Here is an 18,868-nt window from a genome sequence, read left to right on the forward strand (position 1 = left end):
ACCATGCACCCACAGCCGCTGCCCGGGGGGCAGGGCCTCCAGGACGCCCAGCAGCACGTGGATGGAGGGGTTCTTCCGCGACGGCATGACCCTGGCCTTCGAATTTCGTAGCCGACACCGGCCCGTGCGGGTTTCTACCGCGCTCCGCCCGGGCCCGATATGAGGGGACGCGCGCCTGCCTGCCATCTGTGCGCGCGAAGGAAGGACGAGTCCATGGACGCGGTACCCGAGGGTTCTCACGTTCCCCAGCGGGGCTGGTGGAGTCGCAACTGGAAGTGGGTGGTACCCGTGGGGTGCCTGGGGGCCCTGGCCTCGTGCGGCTGCCTGGGCATCGGCATCGCGTGGTTCGCCTACTCGTCGCTCTCCAAGATGGGGGCGTACACGGAGGCGGTGGCGATGGCCACCGGCGACGACCAGGTGAGGAACGAGCTGGGCACGCCCATCGACACCGGCCTGCCCCGACAGTCCTCGGTGAACTCGACCAACGGCCGCACCGAGGCCCGCTTCGACATCCCCCTCGACGGCCCCCGCGCGGACGGCACCCTGCACGTGGACGCGACGCAGGAGCCGGGCGACCCCGAGTGGCACTACCGCACCCTCAACGTGGAGCTGGAGGACGGCCGCGTCATCGACCTGCGCGAGGGCGCGGAGCCCGGTGAGGAGGCGGAACCCGAGGAGCCGGAGCCCGAGGAGGATGGGCCGCCCATGCCGCCTCCCTCGCCGAAGCCGCCCGTCCCTCCCGAGCCGCCCTTCGGCGCCGAGCCGCCCGGCCGCGACTCGGACACGCCCGAGGAGGACGCCAAGGGCAACCACGACATCGAGCTGTAGGGGCATGCCCCAAAAGCGAAGGGGCGGCGCGGGGAAGGTCCCCACGTCGCCCCTCGCGGCTTCACGGCCGTGTGCCGGGGACTACTTCAGCTTGTGCAGCTCGGCACGCAGCTCGGGCAGGACCTTGAAGAGGTCCGCCACGATTCCGTAGTCCGCCACCTGGAAGATGGGGGCCTCGGGGTCCTTGTTGATGGCGACGATGGTCTTCGAGCTCTTCATGCCCGCCAGGTGCTGGATGGCGCCGCTGATGCCGGCCGCGATGTAGAGCGCCGGGGCCACCACCTTGCCCGTCTGGCCGACCTGCAAGTCGTTGGGCACCCAGCCCGCGTCGCACACCGCGCGGGACGCGCCCACCGCGGCGCCCAGCTCGTCGGCCAGGGCCTCAATCTCCTTGAAGTCGCCCTTGGTGCCGCGACCACCGGAGACCACCACGCGCGCCTCGGTCAGCTCGGGGCGGGCGCTCTTCACTTCCTTGAAGTCGACGTACTTCGTCTTGGAGTCCTCCACCTTCGGGGTGAAGGTCTTCACCTCGGCGGCGCCCTGGCCACCCGCGGCCGGGGAGAACTCGGTGGCGCGCAGGCTGAACACCTTCACCGGCGTGGTGAGCTTCACCTCGGCGAAGACGTTGCCGGCCCACATGGGGCGGTGGAAGGTGACGTCGGCCCCGCTGCCGCCGAAGCCCATGACGTCCGTGGCCATGGCGGCCTTGAGGCGGGCGGCCAGGCGCGGCATCAGGTCCTTGCCCTGCGCCGTGGAGGCCATGCCCACGTAGTCCGCCTTGATGTCCGTGGCCAGCGTGGCCAGGGCCGGGGCGTACGTCTCGGCGAGGTAGTGCTCCAGCGCAGGAGCGGCGCCCACGTGCACGGCCTTGGCGCCGGTGCCCTTGAGCTCGTCGGCGACCTTCGCGGGGTCCTTGCCGATGAGGGCGATGTGCAGCTCGCCGCCGGCCTTCTCCGCGAGCTGCTTGCCCGCGGTGATGGCGTTGAAGGTGGCCTTGCGAAGGTGCCCGTCCGGCTGCTGCTCGGCGATGATGAGAACGATTGGCATCTGGTGGCTCCGTAATCTCTAGATAGTTCGCAGAATCAGACGACCTTCGCCTCGTTGTGGAGCTTCTCCACCAGGGCCGGCACGTCGGCGACCTTGATGCCCGCCTTGCGCGCGGGAGGCGCCGACATCTTCAGCACCTGAATCTTCGGCGTGACGTCCACACCCAGCTTGGCCGGCGTCAGCTCTTCAATCGGCTTGCTCTTGGCCTTCATGATGCCGGGGAGGCTGGCGTAGCGCGGCTGGTTGAGGCGCAGGTCCGTGGTGACGATGGCGGGCAGCTGGCACTCCAGGGTGGCCAGGCCGTTGTCGACCTCGCGCACCACGCGCACCGTCTTGCCGTCCGCGCCGATGACGAGCGCGGGGACCTTGTTCTTCTCCTGCTCGCTCTCCAGCGACTCCACCTTGGAGGCGAACGTCGCCTGGCCCCAGCCGAGGAACTCGGCGAGGTACTGGCCCACCTGGTTCTGGTCATCGTCGATGGACTGCTTGCCGAGGATGACGAGGTCCGGCTTCTCCTTCTCCACGACCTTCTGGAGCAGGCCGGCGATGCCGAGCTGGTCCAGGGGGCCGGTGTGGTTCACCCACACCGCGCGGTTGGCGCCCATGGCGAGGGCGTGCCGGAGCTGCTCCTGCACCTCCTTGCCGCCGATGGACACCACCACCACTTCACCCTGGTGCTTGGCAACGAGGCGCAACCCCTCCTCGACGCCAATCTCGTCGAAGGGGTTGATCTTGTACTTCAGCCCCTCCTGAACGATGCCCGAGCCATCGGGCTTGACCTTGATCTTCGACTCGGGGTCTTCCACGCGCTTGGCGGTGACGAGAATCTTCACGGTGGTGCTTCTCCTTACCGGGAGACGTTTGAAGTCTGTGAGACAGTCCGTACGCGCGGGGTTGACGCGGCGCGCGAACAGTCCGGGTTAATAGGCATCCGGGAAGCACGGCGGCAACGGGAAACGGCCGCCGGCCTCAGTTCCGCTTTTCTACTTGAACAGTTCGCGCGCGATGACGAGCCGCTGGACCTGGCTGGTTCCCTCGTAGACCTGGATGAGCTTGGCGTCGCGCATCAGCTTCTCCACGGGGTAGTCCTTGATGTAGCCGTAACCGCCGTACACCTGCACCGCGTCGGTGGCGACCTTCATGGCCATGTCCGCGGCGAAGCACTTGGCGTAGCTCGACTGGAGGCTGTTGCGCTTGCCCTCGTCCAAGAGCCACGCGCTCTCGTAGGTGAGCATGCGGGCGGCGTGGGTGTTCATGGCCATGTCGGCAATCATGAACTGGATGGCCTGGTGCTCGATGATGGGCTTGCCGAACGTCTTGCGCTGGGTGGCGTACTCCATGGAGTACTCGAGCGCGGCGCGGGCGATGCCCACGGAGAACATGGCCGTCAGCGGGCGGCTGTTGTCCAGGGTGGCCATGGCGACGGCGAAGCCCTGGCCCTCCTCGCCGATGCGGTTGGCCACGGGCACGCGCACGTCCTCGAACGTCAGCGACACCGTCTCGCTGGCGCGCTGGCCCATCTTGTTCTCGTGCTTGCTGGCGGTGAGGCCCTTGGGACGGCCCTCCACCACGAAGCACGTAATCCCCTTGTGCTTCTTCGCCTTGTCCACCGTGGCGAACACCGTGTACTGCTCGGCCTGGCCGCCGTTGGTGATGAAGCACTTGGCGCCGTTGAGGACGTAGTGGTCACCGTCGCGCACGGCGGTGGTCTGCATGTTGGCCACGTCGCTGCCGGCCTCGGGCTCGGTGAGGCAGAAGGACGAGAACTTCACCCGCTCGGCGAAGTGGCCCAGCAGGCGCTTCTTCTGCTCCTCCGTGCCGTGGAGGATGATGGGCAGGTTGGCCAGGTCGTTGGCGATGATGGACGTCGCCACGCCCGCGCAGCCCCAGCTCAGCTCCTCCGCGACGATGACCTGCTCCAGGTGGGACAGGCCCACGCCGCCGTACTCGGCCGGGATGGCCATGTTCAGCAGGCCCAGCTCCCACGCGGTGGACAGCAAGTCCCGGGGGAAGGTGGCCGTCTCGTCGTAGTGGGCGGCCTTGGGGCGCACCACCTCGCGGGAGAACTTGCGCGCGGCCTCCTGGAGTGCGCGCTGGTTTTCGGTGAGCTGGAATTCCATGCGATTCCTCGTGACTCGGGATGCTCGTTGACTCTGGAGTCAACGAATACATGCCGCGCCGCGAAATCGCCAGTCCTATGAGCCGGGCTCCCGCCCCGGGCGGCTCCCACCTGCCCTGCCGGTTCCCTCCGCAGGGCAGTCAGGCGGCCGACGGAGGCGTAAGTTCCAGGAGTACACCCCGTCCGGCCGCCGGCACACGCGCCGGCCCGGGACGCGCGGATGCGCCCCGGAGCCGGGTCGGTGCGGGTATCGAGCAGCCTTCACCCGGTCAGCGGACTAGGGGCCACCGAAGAGATACGAGATGTGCATGAAGTTGAAGAGCCGCGTGTAGTTCGACGAGTAGTTCACCTCGTCCGGGGCATCCTCCTCGGAATAGACAAGGGTGCCGGTGGCGCCGTCGATCGTCCGCTTGACGACGACGTCGACGAACACCTTGTCTTCTTCGGTCCGGGAGGACTCGGTGTACAGGGAACCCGCGCTGTCCAGCGCCGACGTGAACGAGGAGCCGCCGACGTTCTCCGGGAACGGACCGTACGTGCCCTCGAGGGTGGCGACGCCGTCATTGGTGACGTGCCACCGCTGCTGGGCAGTGACCTCGGAGTTGAACGTGTAGAGGGCCAGCCAGAAGCCTGTCGTCGGGTGCGCGCGCGCGTCGAGGAGCGAGATGCCGACCGGAAGCCCGGTGACGGGAATGAACGTTCCGTCGGGAGTCCGCACGACCCAGTCGCTATAGCTGGAGCTGCGCTCGAGGCCGAGCATGAAGCCCTCGGCGTTCCACGCATGCAACTTGTGTCCGGACGAAACGACCTCCCCCGTGGAGTTGTAGTACGTGGTGTCCGAGACGTTGGTGGCGTCGCAGGTGTAGAGGATGGCGCCGGTGCCCGCCTGCATGACGAAGCTCTCCACGTCCACGGAGGCACCGCACCCGGGCGCCGCGAGCTTGATGTCATCCAGGTTTCCATCCGAGGGGTACGAGCGGTTCCTTCCTTCGAGCTTGAAGCTATCCGGAACGAAGATCTTCACCCGCTGTGGTTTCTCACCCCCATCGACGTAGTAGATGCGGCCGTCGGGTGAGAGCACCGCATGGTCGAAGATGGTGTCGCTGCCGCAGCCGAAGCCCACCTGCACGCGCGAGGGCGACAGGACGCTGGAGACGGCATCGTGGCAGCCGGACCCCTCCGAGAGCGTGCCCCAGATGAGCACGTCGTTCCCAGCCGGCATATCGGTGTGGCACCAGTTGTCGTCCCCGCACGTCGGCTCCCAGAGATAGCTGCTGCCGGCACAGTCGTTGGAGGTGCTGCACCGGCCCTGCTGGAGCTCGCAGAGCTTCGTCTCCGTGTTGCAGTCCTCATAGGGCTGGCATTGCGCGGCCGACACGCAGCGGCCCTCTCCGAGCGCACAGGCGTGGTCCTCCCCGCAGACCTCCCAGGCCTGGCAATGCGCCTTGGTCTCGCACATGCCCGCGCGCAGCTCGCACCGCCGGTCCGCCGAACAGGCCTCCCAGGCATTGCACTGGTCATCGCCGCCGCACCCGACGCAGACCCCCTGCTCACAGCGCAGGCCCGGCAGACAGCCCGAGTCGTTCTCGCAAAGCCCCGGGGCCGTATCCGTGCACGCGAGGAACAGCACCGCACCACACACCACGAACGAGCGAATCACCAGCTGCCCCCCACATTGACGTTGCCGCCGCCGTCGCCATCCGATTCGAACGACACGGCCGACAGACCCCAGAAGGTGAGCCCGGTGAGCGCGATGACGCCGCCACCAATCATCAGGGTGTTGGCCAACGTGTTGTACGTCTTCACCTGGTCGTACTTGGAACGGTCCGCCGGCACCAGGAGGCCCCCGGTGTAGCGGCGCGAGAGGTCGTTGGTGAGGCTCTTGCTGCGCAGGCCGAAGAATCCGCCGGCGCCCAGCGCGACCGCGCCGCCAACCGTCGCGTAGATGCCCGTCTTCCGCATCCACTTGGAGGACGAGCTCGGCCGGGGCTCGCCGTCGAGCGACTCGGAGAGCGACGCAGGGTCCTCCTCGTACCGCGAGCCGGATTCGGTGGAGGGCGCCGGCGCGGCCGCCACGGACCGCGGCTCGGTGCGGACATCCTCCTGGGGCCGGGTCGGTGCATCCACCGGTGCCGGGGCGTCCGCCACGGCGTCAGAGGACAGCGCGGTGAGGGCCTTCTCGAGCTGCTCGACCGCGAAGTGCGCCGGCCGCAGGTCCAGGAACCCCGGGATGAAGCGGAAGCTGACGGGCTCCGTCCGCTTCCCCTGGCCGGTAATCAGCGACATGGTGACGGAGACCTCCCCGTCGGCCCGCGCCGCTTCGGCGTAGATGACGGCGCCCCCACGCCCGAGCTCCGCCAGACACTCCGTCGTCGCCCGGGGCGCGCACGACGCCTTCAACGGCACGGGGGCGCGCAGGATGAACGTCCCCCGCCGCCGGTCACTGGAGCGGACTCCGGATACGATGAGCCCCTGCGCATCCGCGAGGAGCTTGGGTTCTAGATTTCCCTGTACCGGATAGAGGCCGACAACGACCTGCGCGCTAGCAATTCCAGGCAACGCGAGGACCGCCGCCAGCACGAACAATCGAACGACGCGCGCGCGTAGCATCGGCGCGGCAATCTATTTAAACACTACACGAATGTAAATATTCCCAGCCAAAGACGGGAATACCTGTTTTGTCTTCAAATGTCTGGGTTATCTTTGCACCATGCCGGCCACCTCGCCATCCTCCGCGGACAGGCGGGTGGCCGTCATGATTCGCAGCCTGGCTAGCGCTCGGCCGGGGGCCTGGCGCTCTTCGGGACCTTCTCCCAGTCGGCCAGGAACTTCTTGATGCCCGCGTCGGTGAGCGGGTGGTTGGCGAGCTGGGTGATGACGCTGTAGGGCAGCGTGGCGACGTCAGCGCCCATGCGCGCGGCCTGGAGGACGTGGACCGGGTTGCGCACGCTGGCCACGAGCACCTGCGTGGTGAAGTCGTAGTTCCGGTAGATCTCCAGGATGTTGGAGATGAGCTCCATGCCGTCCTGGGAGATGTCGTCCAACCGGCCCACGAAGGGCGAGATGTACGTGGCGCCGGCCTTGGCGGCGAGCAGGGCCTGGTTGGCGGAGAAGCAGAGGGTGACGTTGGTGCGGATGCCCTCGGCGGTGAGCGCCTTGACGGCCTTCATGCCCTCGACGCCCATGGGAACCTTCACGACCACGTTGTCGTGAATCTTCGCGAGGCCGCGCCCCTCCTTCACGAGCTCCTCCGCCTCCAGCGAGACGCACTCGGCGCTGATGGGCCCGTCCACGATGGCGCAGATTTCCCGGATGGTCTCCTCCAGGGGGCGCCCCACCTTGGCGAGGAGCGACGGGTTGGTGGTGACGCCGTCCACGCAGCCCATCGCATAGGCCTTGCGGATCTCCTCGACGTCTGCGGTGTCGATGAAGAACTTCATCTCGTCCCTCTCCTGGGAAGTAGCTGCGGTTGAATGAAGGTGGATGTACCCGGGCCGCGAAGCCCAGGCGAGCAGGCGCGTAACCGATGCCCTCCCATGCGTCAAGGGTGGCCACCGTGGGGTGCTGAAGGGTAGAAGGTCCGGCCATCACCATGGCCCGCGCCCCTCGCTCCGCCGCCAAGAAGCCCCGCCTTCGCGCCCTCCCCGGCCGCCCCGCTCCCTCTGCTCCCGCATCGGACGCCGAGGCCACGCTCGCCTACGCGAAGGGCGTGCTGGAGGCCGAGGCGCGAGCCATCCTCAACGTCACGGAGCGCCTGGGCGACGCCTTCGTCCAGGCCGTGAAGCTGGTGCGCGAGTGCGCGGGCCAGGTGGTCGTCACCGGCATGGGGAAGGCGGGCCACATCGGCCAGAAGCTGTCCGCCACGCTGGCGTCCACGGGCATCCGCTCGGTGTACCTGCACCCGGCCGAGGCGGTGCACGGAGACCTGGGCCGCGTGGCGCGCGGAGACGTCGTCCTCGCCCTGTCCAACAGCGGCTCCACGGAGGAGCTGCTGCGCCTGTTGCCCGCGTTCAAGCGGATGGCCACGCCGGTCATCGCGCTCACGGGGGATGCGCGGAGCCCGCTCGCGCGAGGCGCGGAGCTGGTGCTGGACATCGGCCCGATTGAAGAGGCGTGCCCCATGGGGCTGGTGCCCACCGCGTCCACCGCAGCGCTGCATGCGCTGGGGGACGCGCTGGCCATGGCGGTGCTGCGCTCGCGGCCCTTCGGCACGGAGGACTACGCGCTGCTACACCCCGGCGGGAAGCTCGGGCGCTCCGTGCAGCGCGTCTTCGAGCTGATGCGCAGCGGCCCCGCCAACCCGCTGGTGCTGGATACGGCGCCCCTGTCGCAGGTGGTGGGGGTGATGACGAAGACGCCGGGCCGTCCGGGCGCCGCGTGCGTGGTGGACAAGGGCGGGAAGCTGGTGGGCATCTTCACCGACGGCGATTTGCGCCGCCGCGTGGAGGACGGTCTCACCGACTTCACCGTGCCGGTGCGAGACGTCATGGGCAAGCACCCGCGCTGCGTGACGCCGGAGACGCTGGTGATGGCCGCCACCGCGCAGATGCGCGAGCTGAGGGTGGACCAGCTCCCCGTCGTGGATGCCGAGGGCAACGCCGTGGGCCTGCTCGACGTGCAGGACCTGCTGGCCGCGAAGTTCGTCTGACGGTGGACGGCCGGTAGCCCCGGGGTCGGAGGCGGGGCCTGTCAAGCCTCGCCGCGGAATGTCCCACGGAAAGTTGCTCGCGCGTCTCCCCCGCCGGGTCCCCAACCCGGCCTGGAGACAATGGCCCGGGGTCGCCTCCTGGACCCACGCGAGGGCTGTCCTTGAGCGAGCCGGACGACGACGTCGACCTGACCGAGGGGTACTACCGCCGCTACGGCGAAGCCGTGCATCGGAGGTGCCGGCGGCTGCTGGGTGACGAGGCCCTGGCGTGGGACATGACGCAGGAGGTGTTCCTGCGGGCCCATGCGCACCTGCGGCACCTGCGCGGTGCGAGCTCGCCGCTGTCATGGCTGCTCACGGTGGCGGACCGGCAGTGCTTCTCGGTGCTGCGGCGCCGGCGCACGGAGGCCGCCTCGGAGCTGGCCCTGCGCGCGCCGACGCCGGGGGCCCGGGCCGCGCCGGATGATGCGTTGGAGCGGTGGTTGATGGACGCGGACCTGGTGCGCCACGTGCTCGCGCACTGTCCCGAGGACGTGCAGCGCATCGTCGCGCACCGCTTCCTGGATGAGCTGGAGCAGGAGCAGATAGCCGCGCTGCTCGACGTGTCGCGCAAGACGGTGCAGCGCAAGCTCCAGGCCTTCTTCGACATCGCGCGGAGGCTGCTGGATGCCCCCGCGGCCGTCCCGCAGAAAGGAACCGCCCTCGTATGAGCTCTCCATCCGTGCCCCATTTCCCGGGCATGCCGGACCTGTTGCTCGAGCGCTACCTGTGCGGGGAGCTGCCCCCGGACGAGACCCTGCGCGTGGAGGAGGCGGCGCGCGCGTCTCCGGCGCTCGCACTGCACCTGGAGAACCGGCGTGCCGCGCAGCGAGCGTTCGCGGAGGCGCGGCCGTTCACTCCGGTGCGAGCGCGGCTCGACGCGCAGCGGGCCACGGAAGCGCGTACCGGGTGGGCACGGCTCGCGAGCGCCCTGCGTGAACGCGCGCTGGAGGCACGACACGCGCGCAGCCCCCTTGCGACCGCTCGATGGGCGATTCCCGCGCTCGCTCTCTGCGCGGTGCTGACGCTGGTGGCGGTGCGCGCCCTGCCCTCCAACGGCGACACCGGGGACCACGTGAGCGTGCGAGGCGGGCTCACGGCGCGGGTCCTCATCAAGCGCGGCGAGGCCGTCTTCGAGCAGGGGCCCGGAGTGGTGCTGCGCCCGGGAGACCGCGTGCGCATCGAGGTGGAGGACGTGGAGGGCGGCACCGTGTACGTCGTGGCGCTCAGTGACCGCGGGCGCGCCACGCCGTTGCATGGCTTCGCGCAAACGGGAGGCCCCGTGAAGATGGAGTCCGGGCGGTTCGTGCTCCCCGGGAGCCTGCAACTGGACGCGGCGCCTGAGCGTGAGGCCTTGGCCGTGGTGCTCGCCCCGCGAGAGGACGGCGCCCCTTCCCCGGAGGAAGTGCTGCGCTGGGCGGAAGCGGCAGCGAGGAGCACGGACTTTCCTCCCCACCCTTCCCCGCTGGCCGGCACCCGCCATGCGGTGCGGGAGTTGCCCAAGGAGCTGCCATGACCGCGGCCAGGGCGCACGCCGCGAGACTGGCGCTCACGCTGGCGCTGATGGCAACAGTCCCCGCCCACGCGGAGAGCCGCTTCGCGCTCAGCGTGGGCCACAACGTGGGCCTCGCCACGGACGAGCCCCTGCGCTGGGCGGAGCGGGACGCGGAGCGCATGGACGCACTCTTCGGCCAGCTCGGCGGCGTGCCCGAGGACCGCCGAATCCTCCTGCGCGGCGAGGACCCGGCCAGCGTGCGGCTCGCCCTGGCCCGGGTGCGTGGCCGCATCGAGGAAGCACGGCGCATGGGCGAGCGCACCCTGCTCTTCTTCTTCTACTCGGGCCACGGCGACGAATCCTCGCTGCACCTCGGAGGACAAGCCCTGCCCCTCGCCGAATTGCGGCGCCTGCTCGCCGACGTGCCCGCCACCGTCTCCGTCGCCGTGCTCGACGCCTGTCACAGCGGCGCCGTGGTGAGCGGACGCGCGAAGGGCCTGTCCTCCGCGCCCGCCTTCGACGTGTCCTTCGTCCGACAGGTCGGCCCCGAGGGCCGCGTGTTCATCACCTCCGCCGGCGCGCACGAGGTGGCCCAGGAGTCCGACAACCTCCAGGGCTCCTACTTCACGCACCACCTCATCTCGGGCCTGCGCGGCGCGGCGGACGTGGACGGCGACGCACGGGTGAGCCTCGCGGAGGCCTATCACCACGTCTACCACCGCACCCTCATGGGCTCTCACGGCTCCACGGCGGCGGTGCAGCACCCCGAGCTCTCCAGCCAGCTCGCGGGCGAAGGAGACTTGTTCCTCACCGCGCTGGAGCGCTCACAGGCACGGCTGGAGTTGCCCCCCGCCGTGGGCGACAGCGTGGTGCTCGTGGAGGAGCGCACCCTCCAGGTGATGGCCGAGGTGGAGCCCCGTCCGGACACACCGGTGCAGGTGGCACTGCCCGCCGGCCGCTACCGCGTCCAGGTCCGCCGGGGCGCGCAGGTGCTCTTCGGCCGCGTGTACCTCCCATGGGGAGAGCGCCAGCGCCTCCAGCCCGAGTCCCTCGAAGTGCGCACGCTGGCCCTCCACCAGCGCAAGGGCGCGCTCCTGGAAAGCGATGGCTGGAGACTGCAAGCGGGCCTCGGCGTGGGCCGCGCCGCCACGCCCTCGGGAGGCTGGGGTCCACAGGCCGGCGTGTTCCGCGCGCTCGAGGAGCCTGGCCGCCTGGGGCCCTCCTTCGTCGGAGGCCTCACGCTCGGCGTCACCCGCGCCTCCACCGAACGGCTCCGGCTGGACCAGGTGGAGCTCGGCGCCTGGAGCGGCGTGGGCATCGCGGGCGCATTCGACCGCATCTGGGCCGGAGCCCACGCGGGCGTCGGCGTGCTGGGCATCTTCCAGCGCGCGAGCAGCCTCGAAGCTGCGCGGCGGCAGAGCATGGACCTGCCCGCCACGAGGCTCCGCGCGGGCGCCGGTGCGGCCGTCTTCGCCGCGCTCTCCGCGGAGCTTCCCATCAGCGCGCGCGCAGGCCTCTTCGCGCGCCTGGGCGGCCACGTCGCGCTGACGCGACAGGACGGCGTGCTCCGCCTGAGCCCCGTGCCCACGCTGCTGCTCGGCAGCACCTGGGGTCTGTGAAGCAAGCATCTCCGCGCGCATGTCCCGCGCAATGCGCGTCAGGCGTCTCCACCGTCGCACCGGCCGGCGACGCCCGCGCCCCTCCCCGAGAACACGGGCCTCGGAATGGAGCGGGCGTCACCGGCCCGGTGCTCACTTCGAAAGACGGAGCGGAGGGCACATGACGACATGGAAGGTCCGTAGGACCCTGACGACGGGAATGCTGGCGCTGCTGACGCTGGCGGGTTGCGGCGACATCCTGGGCGACGACGCGGAGGACGAGACGCTGCTCTCGGTGGAGGGCACGCTGAAGGCCACCGGCGGCGAGCTCGACGAGGCGAAGGCGAAGAAGCTGCGCGCCGCGCTCGTCTGGGAGCGCTACCCGGAGAGCACCCTGGAGTGCTTCAAGGCGCTGCAGCCCGGGGAAAATACCCTCAAGTGCCTGAGCCTGGACACGCCCTATGACTACCAGCGCGCCACGATGGACGTGAAGGTGGACGCGCGCACGCCCACCACCGTGCGCATCCCCATCCACCAACTGCCGCCCGCCTCGGTGCTGAATGGAGAGCCGGGCTCACGCCTGGGCCTCGCCAGCGTGGTGATGTACGTGGACGGCAACGACAATGGCCAGCTCGACATCGTCAGCACCACCGCGACGACGAGCCCCGACACCGTCATCGGCTTCCAGGAGGGCTACACGCAGGAGTCCCAGTCCTACTACTGGATTGTCTACCGCGAGGGCGCGCTCCATCCGCTCTACCAGCACCTCGCCTCATGCCCGGAGCCTTCGCAGGGCTACTCCGTCGCGGAGTACCGCTTCGGTCCCTACAGCGAGGAAGAGCCCCAGACGTTCGACGGCTGCTTCCTGCACCGGGGCCGCGTGTCGATGAACGTCATCATCGACACCGACATGCAGTCCTTCAACCAGCTCGCGTGCGAGGACGCCTACGGAGTCACCTTCCCCGAGCGGGCCCCCGCCACGTCACCCATTCCGCAAGGCGCCGAGACGTGGTGCTCCCACTACTTCGGCAACGCGACGCAGACGCTGTTCGTGAAGGAGCACCCGGAGCGCTTCTGCGTGGATGGCAACGTGAAGGCGTATGGCGTCATCGACATCGCGAGGAACCGCTGGGACGACCGCGCCAACCCGCCCGCGTGGTGGCCGTGCGAGGTGTCCCCGCCGGCCCCCTGAAAGCGCGCGCCTACTGCCCCAGCTTGGCCTGCAGCGAGGCCCGGTTGGGGTAGTTCGGCGCGTCGGCGGCGAGCTTCTCCCAGAGCGCCTTCGCGCCCTTCTCGTCGCCCTTGCTCTTGAGCGTGTCGCCCAGCTTCTCCACCGCAGCCGGGTCGGCCTGCACGGCCACTCCCCACACGCGCGCGGCCATGGGACGGCCCAGGCCCACCAGCGCCCACGCCATGCCCGCCTTCGCACGGCCGTTCTCCGGCTGGAAGGGCACCACGCGCGTGTAGTTGGCGAGCGCCTCCTGGTAGCGGCCGCGAGCCAGGTGCTCCTCGCCCTCATCCACCAGCTTCGCCAGGCCCTGCTCCAGCTCCGGCGTGCGCTCGGTGTTCTGCACGGCGTCGATGGCCTCCTGCGACAGCGGGCGCGGTGCGTCCGGCATCGCGGGAGTCGTGGGCGCCTGCGACAGCCGGATGCGCCGGTCCTCCGCGCGCGAGGCGAGCAGCTTCTTCCGGCCACCGGCCTTCACCGTCTCGTCCACCAGCGTGCTCAGCCGCTTCGCCATGGGCGCGCGCTGCGAGCCCGGGTGCGCGGCCAGCATGGCGTCGAAGCCCGCGCGCGCCTGCTTCAGCGCGGCCAGGTCCTCGCCCTTCGTCTCGAAGAGCAGCGCGGAGCGCGAGTAGAGCGCCTCCTCGTGCGTGGGCTCCACCTCCAGCACCGCGCCGTACGCCGCCAGCGCGCCGCCCGAGTCACCGGAGAGGACCAGCGCGTTGGCGCGCATCAGCTCCACGTCCAGCACCGGTGCCAGCGCCGCTCGCGCGCAGGCCGCCGCGCCCGCGGTGTCGCCCTTCTTCGCGCGCTCCTGCGCCGCCGCCGACATGTCCTCCACCGTCGTGCCCGCGGAGAAGCCGCAGCCCGCCGCGTCCGCCGTCGGCACGGGCGTCTTGCCCAGCTTCTTGCGCTGCGCGAGGAACAAATCACGCGCCGGCTTCGCCCGCGCCTCGGCCTGCAGGAGGTAGGTGACGGCGTCCGTGTTGCGGCCGTTCACGTAGTAGAGCCGCCCCAGCGACGAGGCGATGTCGAACGTCTTCTCGCGCTCCTTCAGCCCCTCCGTGGAGTCGAGCTGACGCAGCAGCTCCTCCGCGGACGGCGGCGCGCGGCCGGTGCCCGACATGGGCGGATGGCCCGCGGGCAGCTCACCCGACGGGGCCGCGGCGCCGGTACCGTCCAGGCTGGGATGCCCCTCGGGCAGGGCTCCAGAGCCGGCAGTGGTGCCCTGCGCGGCAGCGGGCGGGTTGGCGGGCGATGCCGTGGTCCCCGGGGGGATGGCCGGGTGGCCGGGCGGGAGGTTGGACGGCTCGGCGGAGAGCAGCGCCGCGGTGGCCAGGGCAAGGGACAGGTTCATGAGTCGTTGCTCGAGTAGCTCGCTTCGGGCCACCACGTGGCCTCGCTCCTGCGGACGTCCTGCGGGGCGAGTTTCCCGAGGAGCTCCTGCACCGTGACGCCCAGCACCGGGTGCTTCAGTTCCGGCGCCAGCTCGGCCAGCGGCTCGAGCGCGAAGCGGCGCTTGTGCAATTCCAGGTGTGGCACCTGGAGGTTCGGGTCCGCCACCACCTGTCCCTCCCAGAGGAGGATGTCCAGGTCGATGGTGCGCGGGCCCCAGCGCACTTCGCGGCGGCGCCCGAGGTCCTTCTCTATCTGCTGGAGGATGACCAGCAACCGCTGGGGCGGCAGGTCGCACTCCAGCGCCACCACGGCATTCAGGTAGCGCGGCTGCGGCGGCCCCACGGGGGCGCTATCGAAGAGGGAGGAACAGCGAAGCACCGCCACCGCGTCGATGCGGGACAGTGCAGTCAGGGCGCCGACGAGGTGGGCCTCGCGGTCACCTTCATTGGAACCCAGCCCGACGTAGACGGTGGTGCTCAAGGCTCAATCTCAACCGGATTGACCAGGGTTCCGATTCCCTCGATCTCCACCTCCACCGTGTTCCCTGCCTCCAGTTTCCCCACACCCGACGGCGTCCCCGTGCTCACCATGTCGCCCGGCAGCAGCGTCATGCCCTGCGAGATGAAGGAGACCAGGCGGGCGGGACTGAAAATCATGTCGGACGTCCGGCTGTCCTGGCGCACCTGCCCGTTCACCCGGCAGACAATCCGCAAGTCGAGCGGGGACAGCCCCGTCACGGCCCACGGCCCGGCGCAGGCGAAGGTGTCGTAGCCCTTCGCGCGCGTGTGCTGGATTTCGCGCTTCTGGATGTCGCGCGCCGTCACGTCGTTGAAGCAGGTGAGGCCCCAGATGGCGCGCGCGGCCGTCGCCTCGTCCGCGCCCTTCACCTTCTCGCCGATGATGAGCGCCAGCTCCGCCTCGTAGTGCACCTCCTGGCTCGCCTTCGGAATGCGGATGGGCGAGCCCATGCCGTTGAGGGCGGTGGAGGGCTTGATGAAGATGAGCGGCTCGGGCGGGACGGGCTTGCCCATCTCCTCCGCGTGCTTGCGGTAGTTCTGCCCGATGCAGACGACCTTGGATGCGTCCGAGGGCACCAGCAGCGTCAGCGAGGACAGCGAGCGGCGGATGCCCGTGTCCTTGCCTCCGGCCCACGGCGCGGCGGTGAGGACCACCACCTCGCTGCCCTCGACGCGGCCGTGGTGCGCACGGCCTTCGTGCTGGAAGCGGCAATAGCGCGCCGTCGTCATGATGCGGACCTCTGGAAGCCGAGCACGTCGGCCATGTCGTAGAGCCCTGGCGCCTTGCCCACCGCCCAGCGCGCGGCGCGCAGCGCGCCCAAGCCGAACTGGTCTCTGCTGGTGGCCCGGTGGGTGAGCTCGATGCGCTCGCCCTCGCCGAAGAAGAACACCGTGTGCTCGCCCACCACGTCCCCGCCGCGCAGCGTCTGCACGCCAATCTCGTTGGCCGGCCGGGCGCCCACCATGCCGTGGCGAGCGAAGGTGAGGTCGTCCTGCGTGCGGCCCAGCGCCCCGGCCAGGACTTCCGCCAGCCGCAGCGCGGTGCCGCTGGGCGCGTCCTTCTTCATGCGGTGGTGCGCCTCCAGCACCTCCACGTCGAAGCCCTGCCCCAGCACCCGCGCCAGTTCCGCCGCCATGCGGAAGACGACGTTGACGCCCACGGACATGTTGGGCGCGGCGACGATGGGAATGGACTTCGCGCTCGAGGCCAGCGCCGCGGTGGACTCGGGGGAGAAGCCGGTGGAGCCCACCACCAGCGCCACGCCACGCGCCGCGCACGCCTTCGCGTGGGCCACGCTGACTTCCGCGCTGGTGAAGTCGATGACGACGTCCGCCTTCGCGGCGTCCAGCGCACGGCCCAGGTCATCCACCACCTGGACCTCCAGCGCGCCCTGCCGCGCGGCAAGCCCCGCGTCCAGCCCCACCGCGGCGCTGCCCGGGCGCTCCGTGGCGCCCACCACCTTCAGGTCTTCCGCGTCCCGCGCCAGGCGCAGCAGCGTGCTGCCCATGCGGCCCGTGACGCCGGTGATGACGGTGCGAATCATGAGTGCCGGCGCTCCTGGCAATGAAGAATCGGCCCTCAGGCCTTGAGCAGCCCCAGCGTGCGCAGTTCGTCGCGCAGCTTCGCCGCGTTGGGCTCCGTCATCTGCACCAGCGGCAGGCGGATTTCCGGCCCGAAGAGGCCCATGAGGTGCAGCGCCCACTTCACCGGAATGGGACTGGACTCCACGAAGAGCAACCGGTGCAGGTTGTTCATCCGCACCTGGATGTCGCGCGCCTTGGCGAAATTCCCCGCGCGCGCGTTGGACACGATGTCCGCCATCATCCGCGGCGCCACGTTGGAGGACACGGAGATGACGCCCTTGCCGCCGCAGGCCATGAAGGGCAGCACGGTGAAGTCGTCACCGGACAACAGCGTCATCCGGTCGCCACACTTCTCGAGGATTTCGAGCGCGCGGAACATGTTGCCGGTGGCCTCCTTGATGGCCACCACCTCGGGGATGTCGCACAGCCGCTGCACCGTCTCCGGCAGCAGGTCCACGCCGGTGCGGCCCGGCACGTTGTACGCGACAATCGGGAAGCCCGGGTGCGCGCGCGCAATGGCGCGGAAGTGCTCCACCAGGCCCGCCTGCGTGGGCTTGTTGTAGTACGGCGTGACGATGAGCGTGCCGTCCGCGCCCGTCTCGCGCACGCGCTTCACGCCTTCGATGGCCTCCGCCGTGCTGTTGGAGCCGGCGCCGCCCACCACCGCCGCGCGCCCCTTCGACTCCTCCACCGCGACTTTGACGGCCCGGGCCCGCTCGTCGGGCGTCATCGTCACCGACTCGCCCGTGGTGCCCATCGGGATGAGCACGCTGGTGCCGCCTTCAATCTGGTAGCGCACCAGCGCCCGGTAGGCCTGCTCGTCGAACGCCCCGTCACGAAACGGGGTGGCCAGCGCCGTCATGGAGCCTTCGAAGGTCTTCATGCCGGCGCTTATACGGCTAGGCCCGCTCGCCGCGCCAGAGATCCTCGACGCGCTCCCGTTCGCGGACAACCCTCCACGCCTCCCCATCCACCATGACCTCGGCCGGCCGGGGACGGGAGTTGTAGTTGGAAGCCATGCTCATCCCGTAAGCCCCGGCGCTCATGAAGGCATACAGCTCGCCCGCCTGGGGGAGGACCAGGGGCCGCGCCCGGGCCAGCACGTCGGTGGACTCGCACACCGGCCCCACCACGTCCACCTCCACCGCCTTCCCGCGCCGCTTCACCAGCGGCTGGAGGGAGTGGTGCGCCTCGTAGAGGGCCGGGCGGATGAGGTCATTCATCCCCGCGTCCACGACGACGAAGTGCTTCGCGGGCGTCTTCTTCCGGTACAGCACGCGGGTGAGCAGCACGCCCGCGTTGCCCACCAGCGCGCGGCCCGGCTCCAGCACGAGGTGCGCGCCGGTGCCCTTCGCCGCCTCCAGGACGATGCGCGCGTACTCCTCGGGGGAAGGAGGCGTCTCGTCCGTGTAGGTGATGCCCAGGCCGCCGCCCACGTCCAGGTACGCCAGCGGGTGCCCCTGCGCCTTGAGCTCCGTGTAGAGGCCGGCCACCTTGGTGAGCGCGGAGCGCATGGGCGAGCCCTGCGTGAGCTGCGAGCCGATATGGCAGTCCAGCCCGGCCGCGCGCACGCCCTTCAGCTTCTTCGCGCGCGTGTAGAGGGCGACGGCCTCCTCGAAGGGCACGCCGAACTTGGACGTCTTCAGGCCGGTGGAGATGTACTTGTGCGTGCGCGCGTCCACGTCCGGATTCACGCGCAGCGCGAAGGGCGCGCGGCGGCCCAGGCGGCGGCCCACCGCGTCCAGCGCCTCCAATTCCTCGGCGCTCTCCACGTTGAAGAGGAGGATGCCCGCGGCCAGCGCCGCCTCCATCTCCTCCTGCGTCTTGCCCACGCCGGCGAACACCGTCTTCTCCGCCGCGCCGCCGGCCGCCTTCACTCGGGCCAGCTCGCCGCCGGAGACGATGTCGAACCCGCCGCCCAGCCCGGCGAAGAGCCGGAGGATGGCGAGGTTGGAGTTGGCCTTCACCGAGTAGCAGATGAGGTGCGGCGTGTCGCCGAAGGCCTCCGACACCACCCGGAAGTGCCGGGTGAGCGTGGCCGCGGAGTACACGTAGGTGGGCGTCCCCACCGACTCGGCGATGGCCGGCAGCGGCACGCTCTCCGCGTGCAGCACACCCTTGCGCCAGTTGAAGTGGTTCACGTTGGCTCGTTGTCGCCGGGTGCGACGATGCCCGCGTCCGCCGTCGGCGTGAGGGTGGGCCCCGAGGGCTCGAGGGGGCCGCGGTTGGGGTCCTCCGGAGGCGGCTGCGTCTCCGTGGCCGGCGCGGGCGGCGGCGCCGGTGGCTTCGGCGAACCCTTGATGCCACACGCCACCAGCACCAGCGCGAGGCCGGTGGCGACACACACGGACGGGAGGACGCGGCGCATG

At 70.1% G+C, this 18,868-nt stretch carries 19 protein-coding genes; 6 read left to right on the forward strand and 13 right to left on the reverse strand.

Annotated features, from left to right (window positions below):
* Positions 1 to 213 precede the first annotated feature (213 nt).
* Entirely contained in the window at positions 214 to 828 is a 615-nt protein-coding gene (locus tag ACVTJA_RS41565) for a cytochrome c oxidase assembly factor Coa1 family protein (RefSeq protein ID WP_465828958.1), read from the forward strand.
* An 81-nt stretch (positions 829 to 909) separates the two neighbouring features.
* Here ACVTJA_RS41565 and ACVTJA_RS41570 read toward each other — a convergent pair whose 3' ends face one another.
* From ACVTJA_RS41570 to fsa, 6 genes are all read right to left on the reverse strand, one after another.
* Complete coding sequence (locus tag ACVTJA_RS41570) at positions 910 to 1,875, reverse strand: electron transfer flavoprotein subunit alpha/FixB family protein (RefSeq protein ID WP_465828960.1); 966 nt, start codon at positions 1,873 to 1,875, stop codon at positions 910 to 912.
* A gap of 35 nt (positions 1,876 to 1,910) precedes the next feature.
* A complete protein-coding gene (locus ACVTJA_RS41575) occupies positions 1,911 to 2,708 on the reverse strand; it encodes an electron transfer flavoprotein subunit beta/FixA family protein (protein ID WP_465828962.1) in 798 nt (265 codons plus the stop codon).
* Positions 2,709 to 2,858: 150 nt separating this feature from the next.
* The gene (locus tag ACVTJA_RS41580) at positions 2,859 to 3,995 is read right to left on the reverse strand and encodes an acyl-CoA dehydrogenase family protein (protein ID WP_465828964.1); all 1,137 of its coding nucleotides are present in this window, start codon (positions 3,993 to 3,995) and stop codon (positions 2,859 to 2,861) included.
* 276 nt (positions 3,996 to 4,271) lie between these two features.
* On the reverse strand, positions 4,272 to 5,654 hold the full coding sequence (locus ACVTJA_RS41585) for a hypothetical protein (RefSeq protein ID WP_465828966.1): 1,383 nt from the start codon (positions 5,652 to 5,654) through the stop codon (positions 4,272 to 4,274).
* Complete coding sequence (locus tag ACVTJA_RS41590) at positions 5,651 to 6,553, reverse strand: hypothetical protein (protein ID WP_465828968.1); 903 nt, start codon at positions 6,551 to 6,553, stop codon at positions 5,651 to 5,653. The genes ACVTJA_RS41585 and ACVTJA_RS41590 overlap by 4 nt, the downstream gene beginning before the upstream one ends.
* A 212-nt stretch (positions 6,554 to 6,765) precedes the next feature.
* Complete coding sequence (gene fsa, locus ACVTJA_RS41595; protein ID WP_465828970.1) at positions 6,766 to 7,434, reverse strand: fructose-6-phosphate aldolase; 669 nt, start codon at positions 7,432 to 7,434, stop codon at positions 6,766 to 6,768.
* A gap of 152 nt (positions 7,435 to 7,586) precedes the next feature.
* Here fsa and ACVTJA_RS41600 point away from each other — a divergent pair, with 152 nt between their 5' ends.
* The 5 genes from ACVTJA_RS41600 (at position 7,587) to ACVTJA_RS41620 (ending at position 12,966) form a co-directional block, all read left to right on the forward strand.
* Entirely contained in the window at positions 7,587 to 8,642 is a 1,056-nt protein-coding gene (locus ACVTJA_RS41600) for a KpsF/GutQ family sugar-phosphate isomerase (RefSeq protein WP_465828971.1), read from the forward strand.
* A gap of 161 nt (positions 8,643 to 8,803) precedes the next feature.
* Positions 8,804 to 9,352 carry an RNA polymerase sigma factor gene (locus ACVTJA_RS41605; protein ID WP_465828973.1) on the forward strand — a complete coding sequence of 183 codons (549 nt, stop codon included), beginning with the start codon at positions 8,804 to 8,806 and terminating at the stop codon, positions 9,350 to 9,352.
* The gene (locus ACVTJA_RS41610) at positions 9,349 to 10,197 is read left to right on the forward strand and encodes a hypothetical protein (protein ID WP_465828975.1); all 849 of its coding nucleotides are present in this window, start codon (positions 9,349 to 9,351) and stop codon (positions 10,195 to 10,197) included. The genes ACVTJA_RS41605 and ACVTJA_RS41610 overlap by 4 nt, the downstream gene beginning before the upstream one ends.
* Entirely contained in the window at positions 10,194 to 11,795 is a 1,602-nt protein-coding gene (locus ACVTJA_RS41615; protein ID WP_465828977.1) for a caspase family protein, read from the forward strand. Before ACVTJA_RS41610 ends, ACVTJA_RS41615 begins: the two co-directional genes overlap by 4 nt.
* A gap of 160 nt (positions 11,796 to 11,955) precedes the next feature.
* Positions 11,956 to 12,966, forward strand: a complete 1,011-nt coding sequence (locus tag ACVTJA_RS41620; protein WP_465828980.1) for a hypothetical protein — start codon at positions 11,956 to 11,958, stop codon at positions 12,964 to 12,966.
* A gap of 10 nt (positions 12,967 to 12,976) precedes the next feature.
* On the opposite strand, the gene ACVTJA_RS41625 is transcribed toward ACVTJA_RS41620, so the two are convergent.
* Genes ACVTJA_RS41625 through ACVTJA_RS41655 form a run of 7 tightly spaced genes read right to left on the reverse strand, consistent with a single transcriptional unit; the run spans position 12,977 to position 18,867 of the window.
* Complete coding sequence (locus tag ACVTJA_RS41625; RefSeq protein ID WP_465828983.1) at positions 12,977 to 14,356, reverse strand: tetratricopeptide repeat protein; 1,380 nt, start codon at positions 14,354 to 14,356, stop codon at positions 12,977 to 12,979.
* On the reverse strand, positions 14,353 to 14,877 hold the full coding sequence (gene folK / locus ACVTJA_RS41630) for a 2-amino-4-hydroxy-6-hydroxymethyldihydropteridine diphosphokinase (RefSeq protein ID WP_465828984.1): 525 nt from the start codon (positions 14,875 to 14,877) through the stop codon (positions 14,353 to 14,355). Before folK ends, ACVTJA_RS41625 begins: the two co-directional genes overlap by 4 nt.
* Positions 14,874 to 15,644 carry a fumarylacetoacetate hydrolase family protein gene (locus ACVTJA_RS41635; protein WP_465828986.1) on the reverse strand — a complete coding sequence of 257 codons (771 nt, stop codon included), beginning with the start codon at positions 15,642 to 15,644 and terminating at the stop codon, positions 14,874 to 14,876. The genes folK and ACVTJA_RS41635 overlap by 4 nt, the downstream gene beginning before the upstream one ends.
* Positions 15,641 to 16,459 carry a 4-hydroxy-tetrahydrodipicolinate reductase gene (dapB, locus tag ACVTJA_RS41640; RefSeq protein ID WP_465828988.1) on the reverse strand — a complete coding sequence of 273 codons (819 nt, stop codon included), beginning with the start codon at positions 16,457 to 16,459 and terminating at the stop codon, positions 15,641 to 15,643. Before dapB ends, ACVTJA_RS41635 begins: the two co-directional genes overlap by 4 nt.
* A gap of 35 nt (positions 16,460 to 16,494) precedes the next feature.
* Entirely contained in the window at positions 16,495 to 17,382 is an 888-nt protein-coding gene (gene dapA, locus ACVTJA_RS41645; protein WP_465828991.1) for a 4-hydroxy-tetrahydrodipicolinate synthase, read from the reverse strand.
* A 16-nt stretch (positions 17,383 to 17,398) separates the two neighbouring features.
* A complete protein-coding gene (lysA, locus tag ACVTJA_RS41650) occupies positions 17,399 to 18,640 on the reverse strand; it encodes a diaminopimelate decarboxylase (RefSeq protein WP_465828994.1) in 1,242 nt (413 codons plus the stop codon).
* Complete coding sequence (locus tag ACVTJA_RS41655; RefSeq protein WP_465828996.1) at positions 18,637 to 18,867, reverse strand: hypothetical protein; 231 nt, start codon at positions 18,865 to 18,867, stop codon at positions 18,637 to 18,639. Before ACVTJA_RS41655 ends, lysA begins: the two co-directional genes overlap by 4 nt.
* Position 18,868: the final 1 nt, after the last annotated feature.

The sequence above is a fragment of the Pyxidicoccus sp. M6 genome (assembly GCF_055568925.1).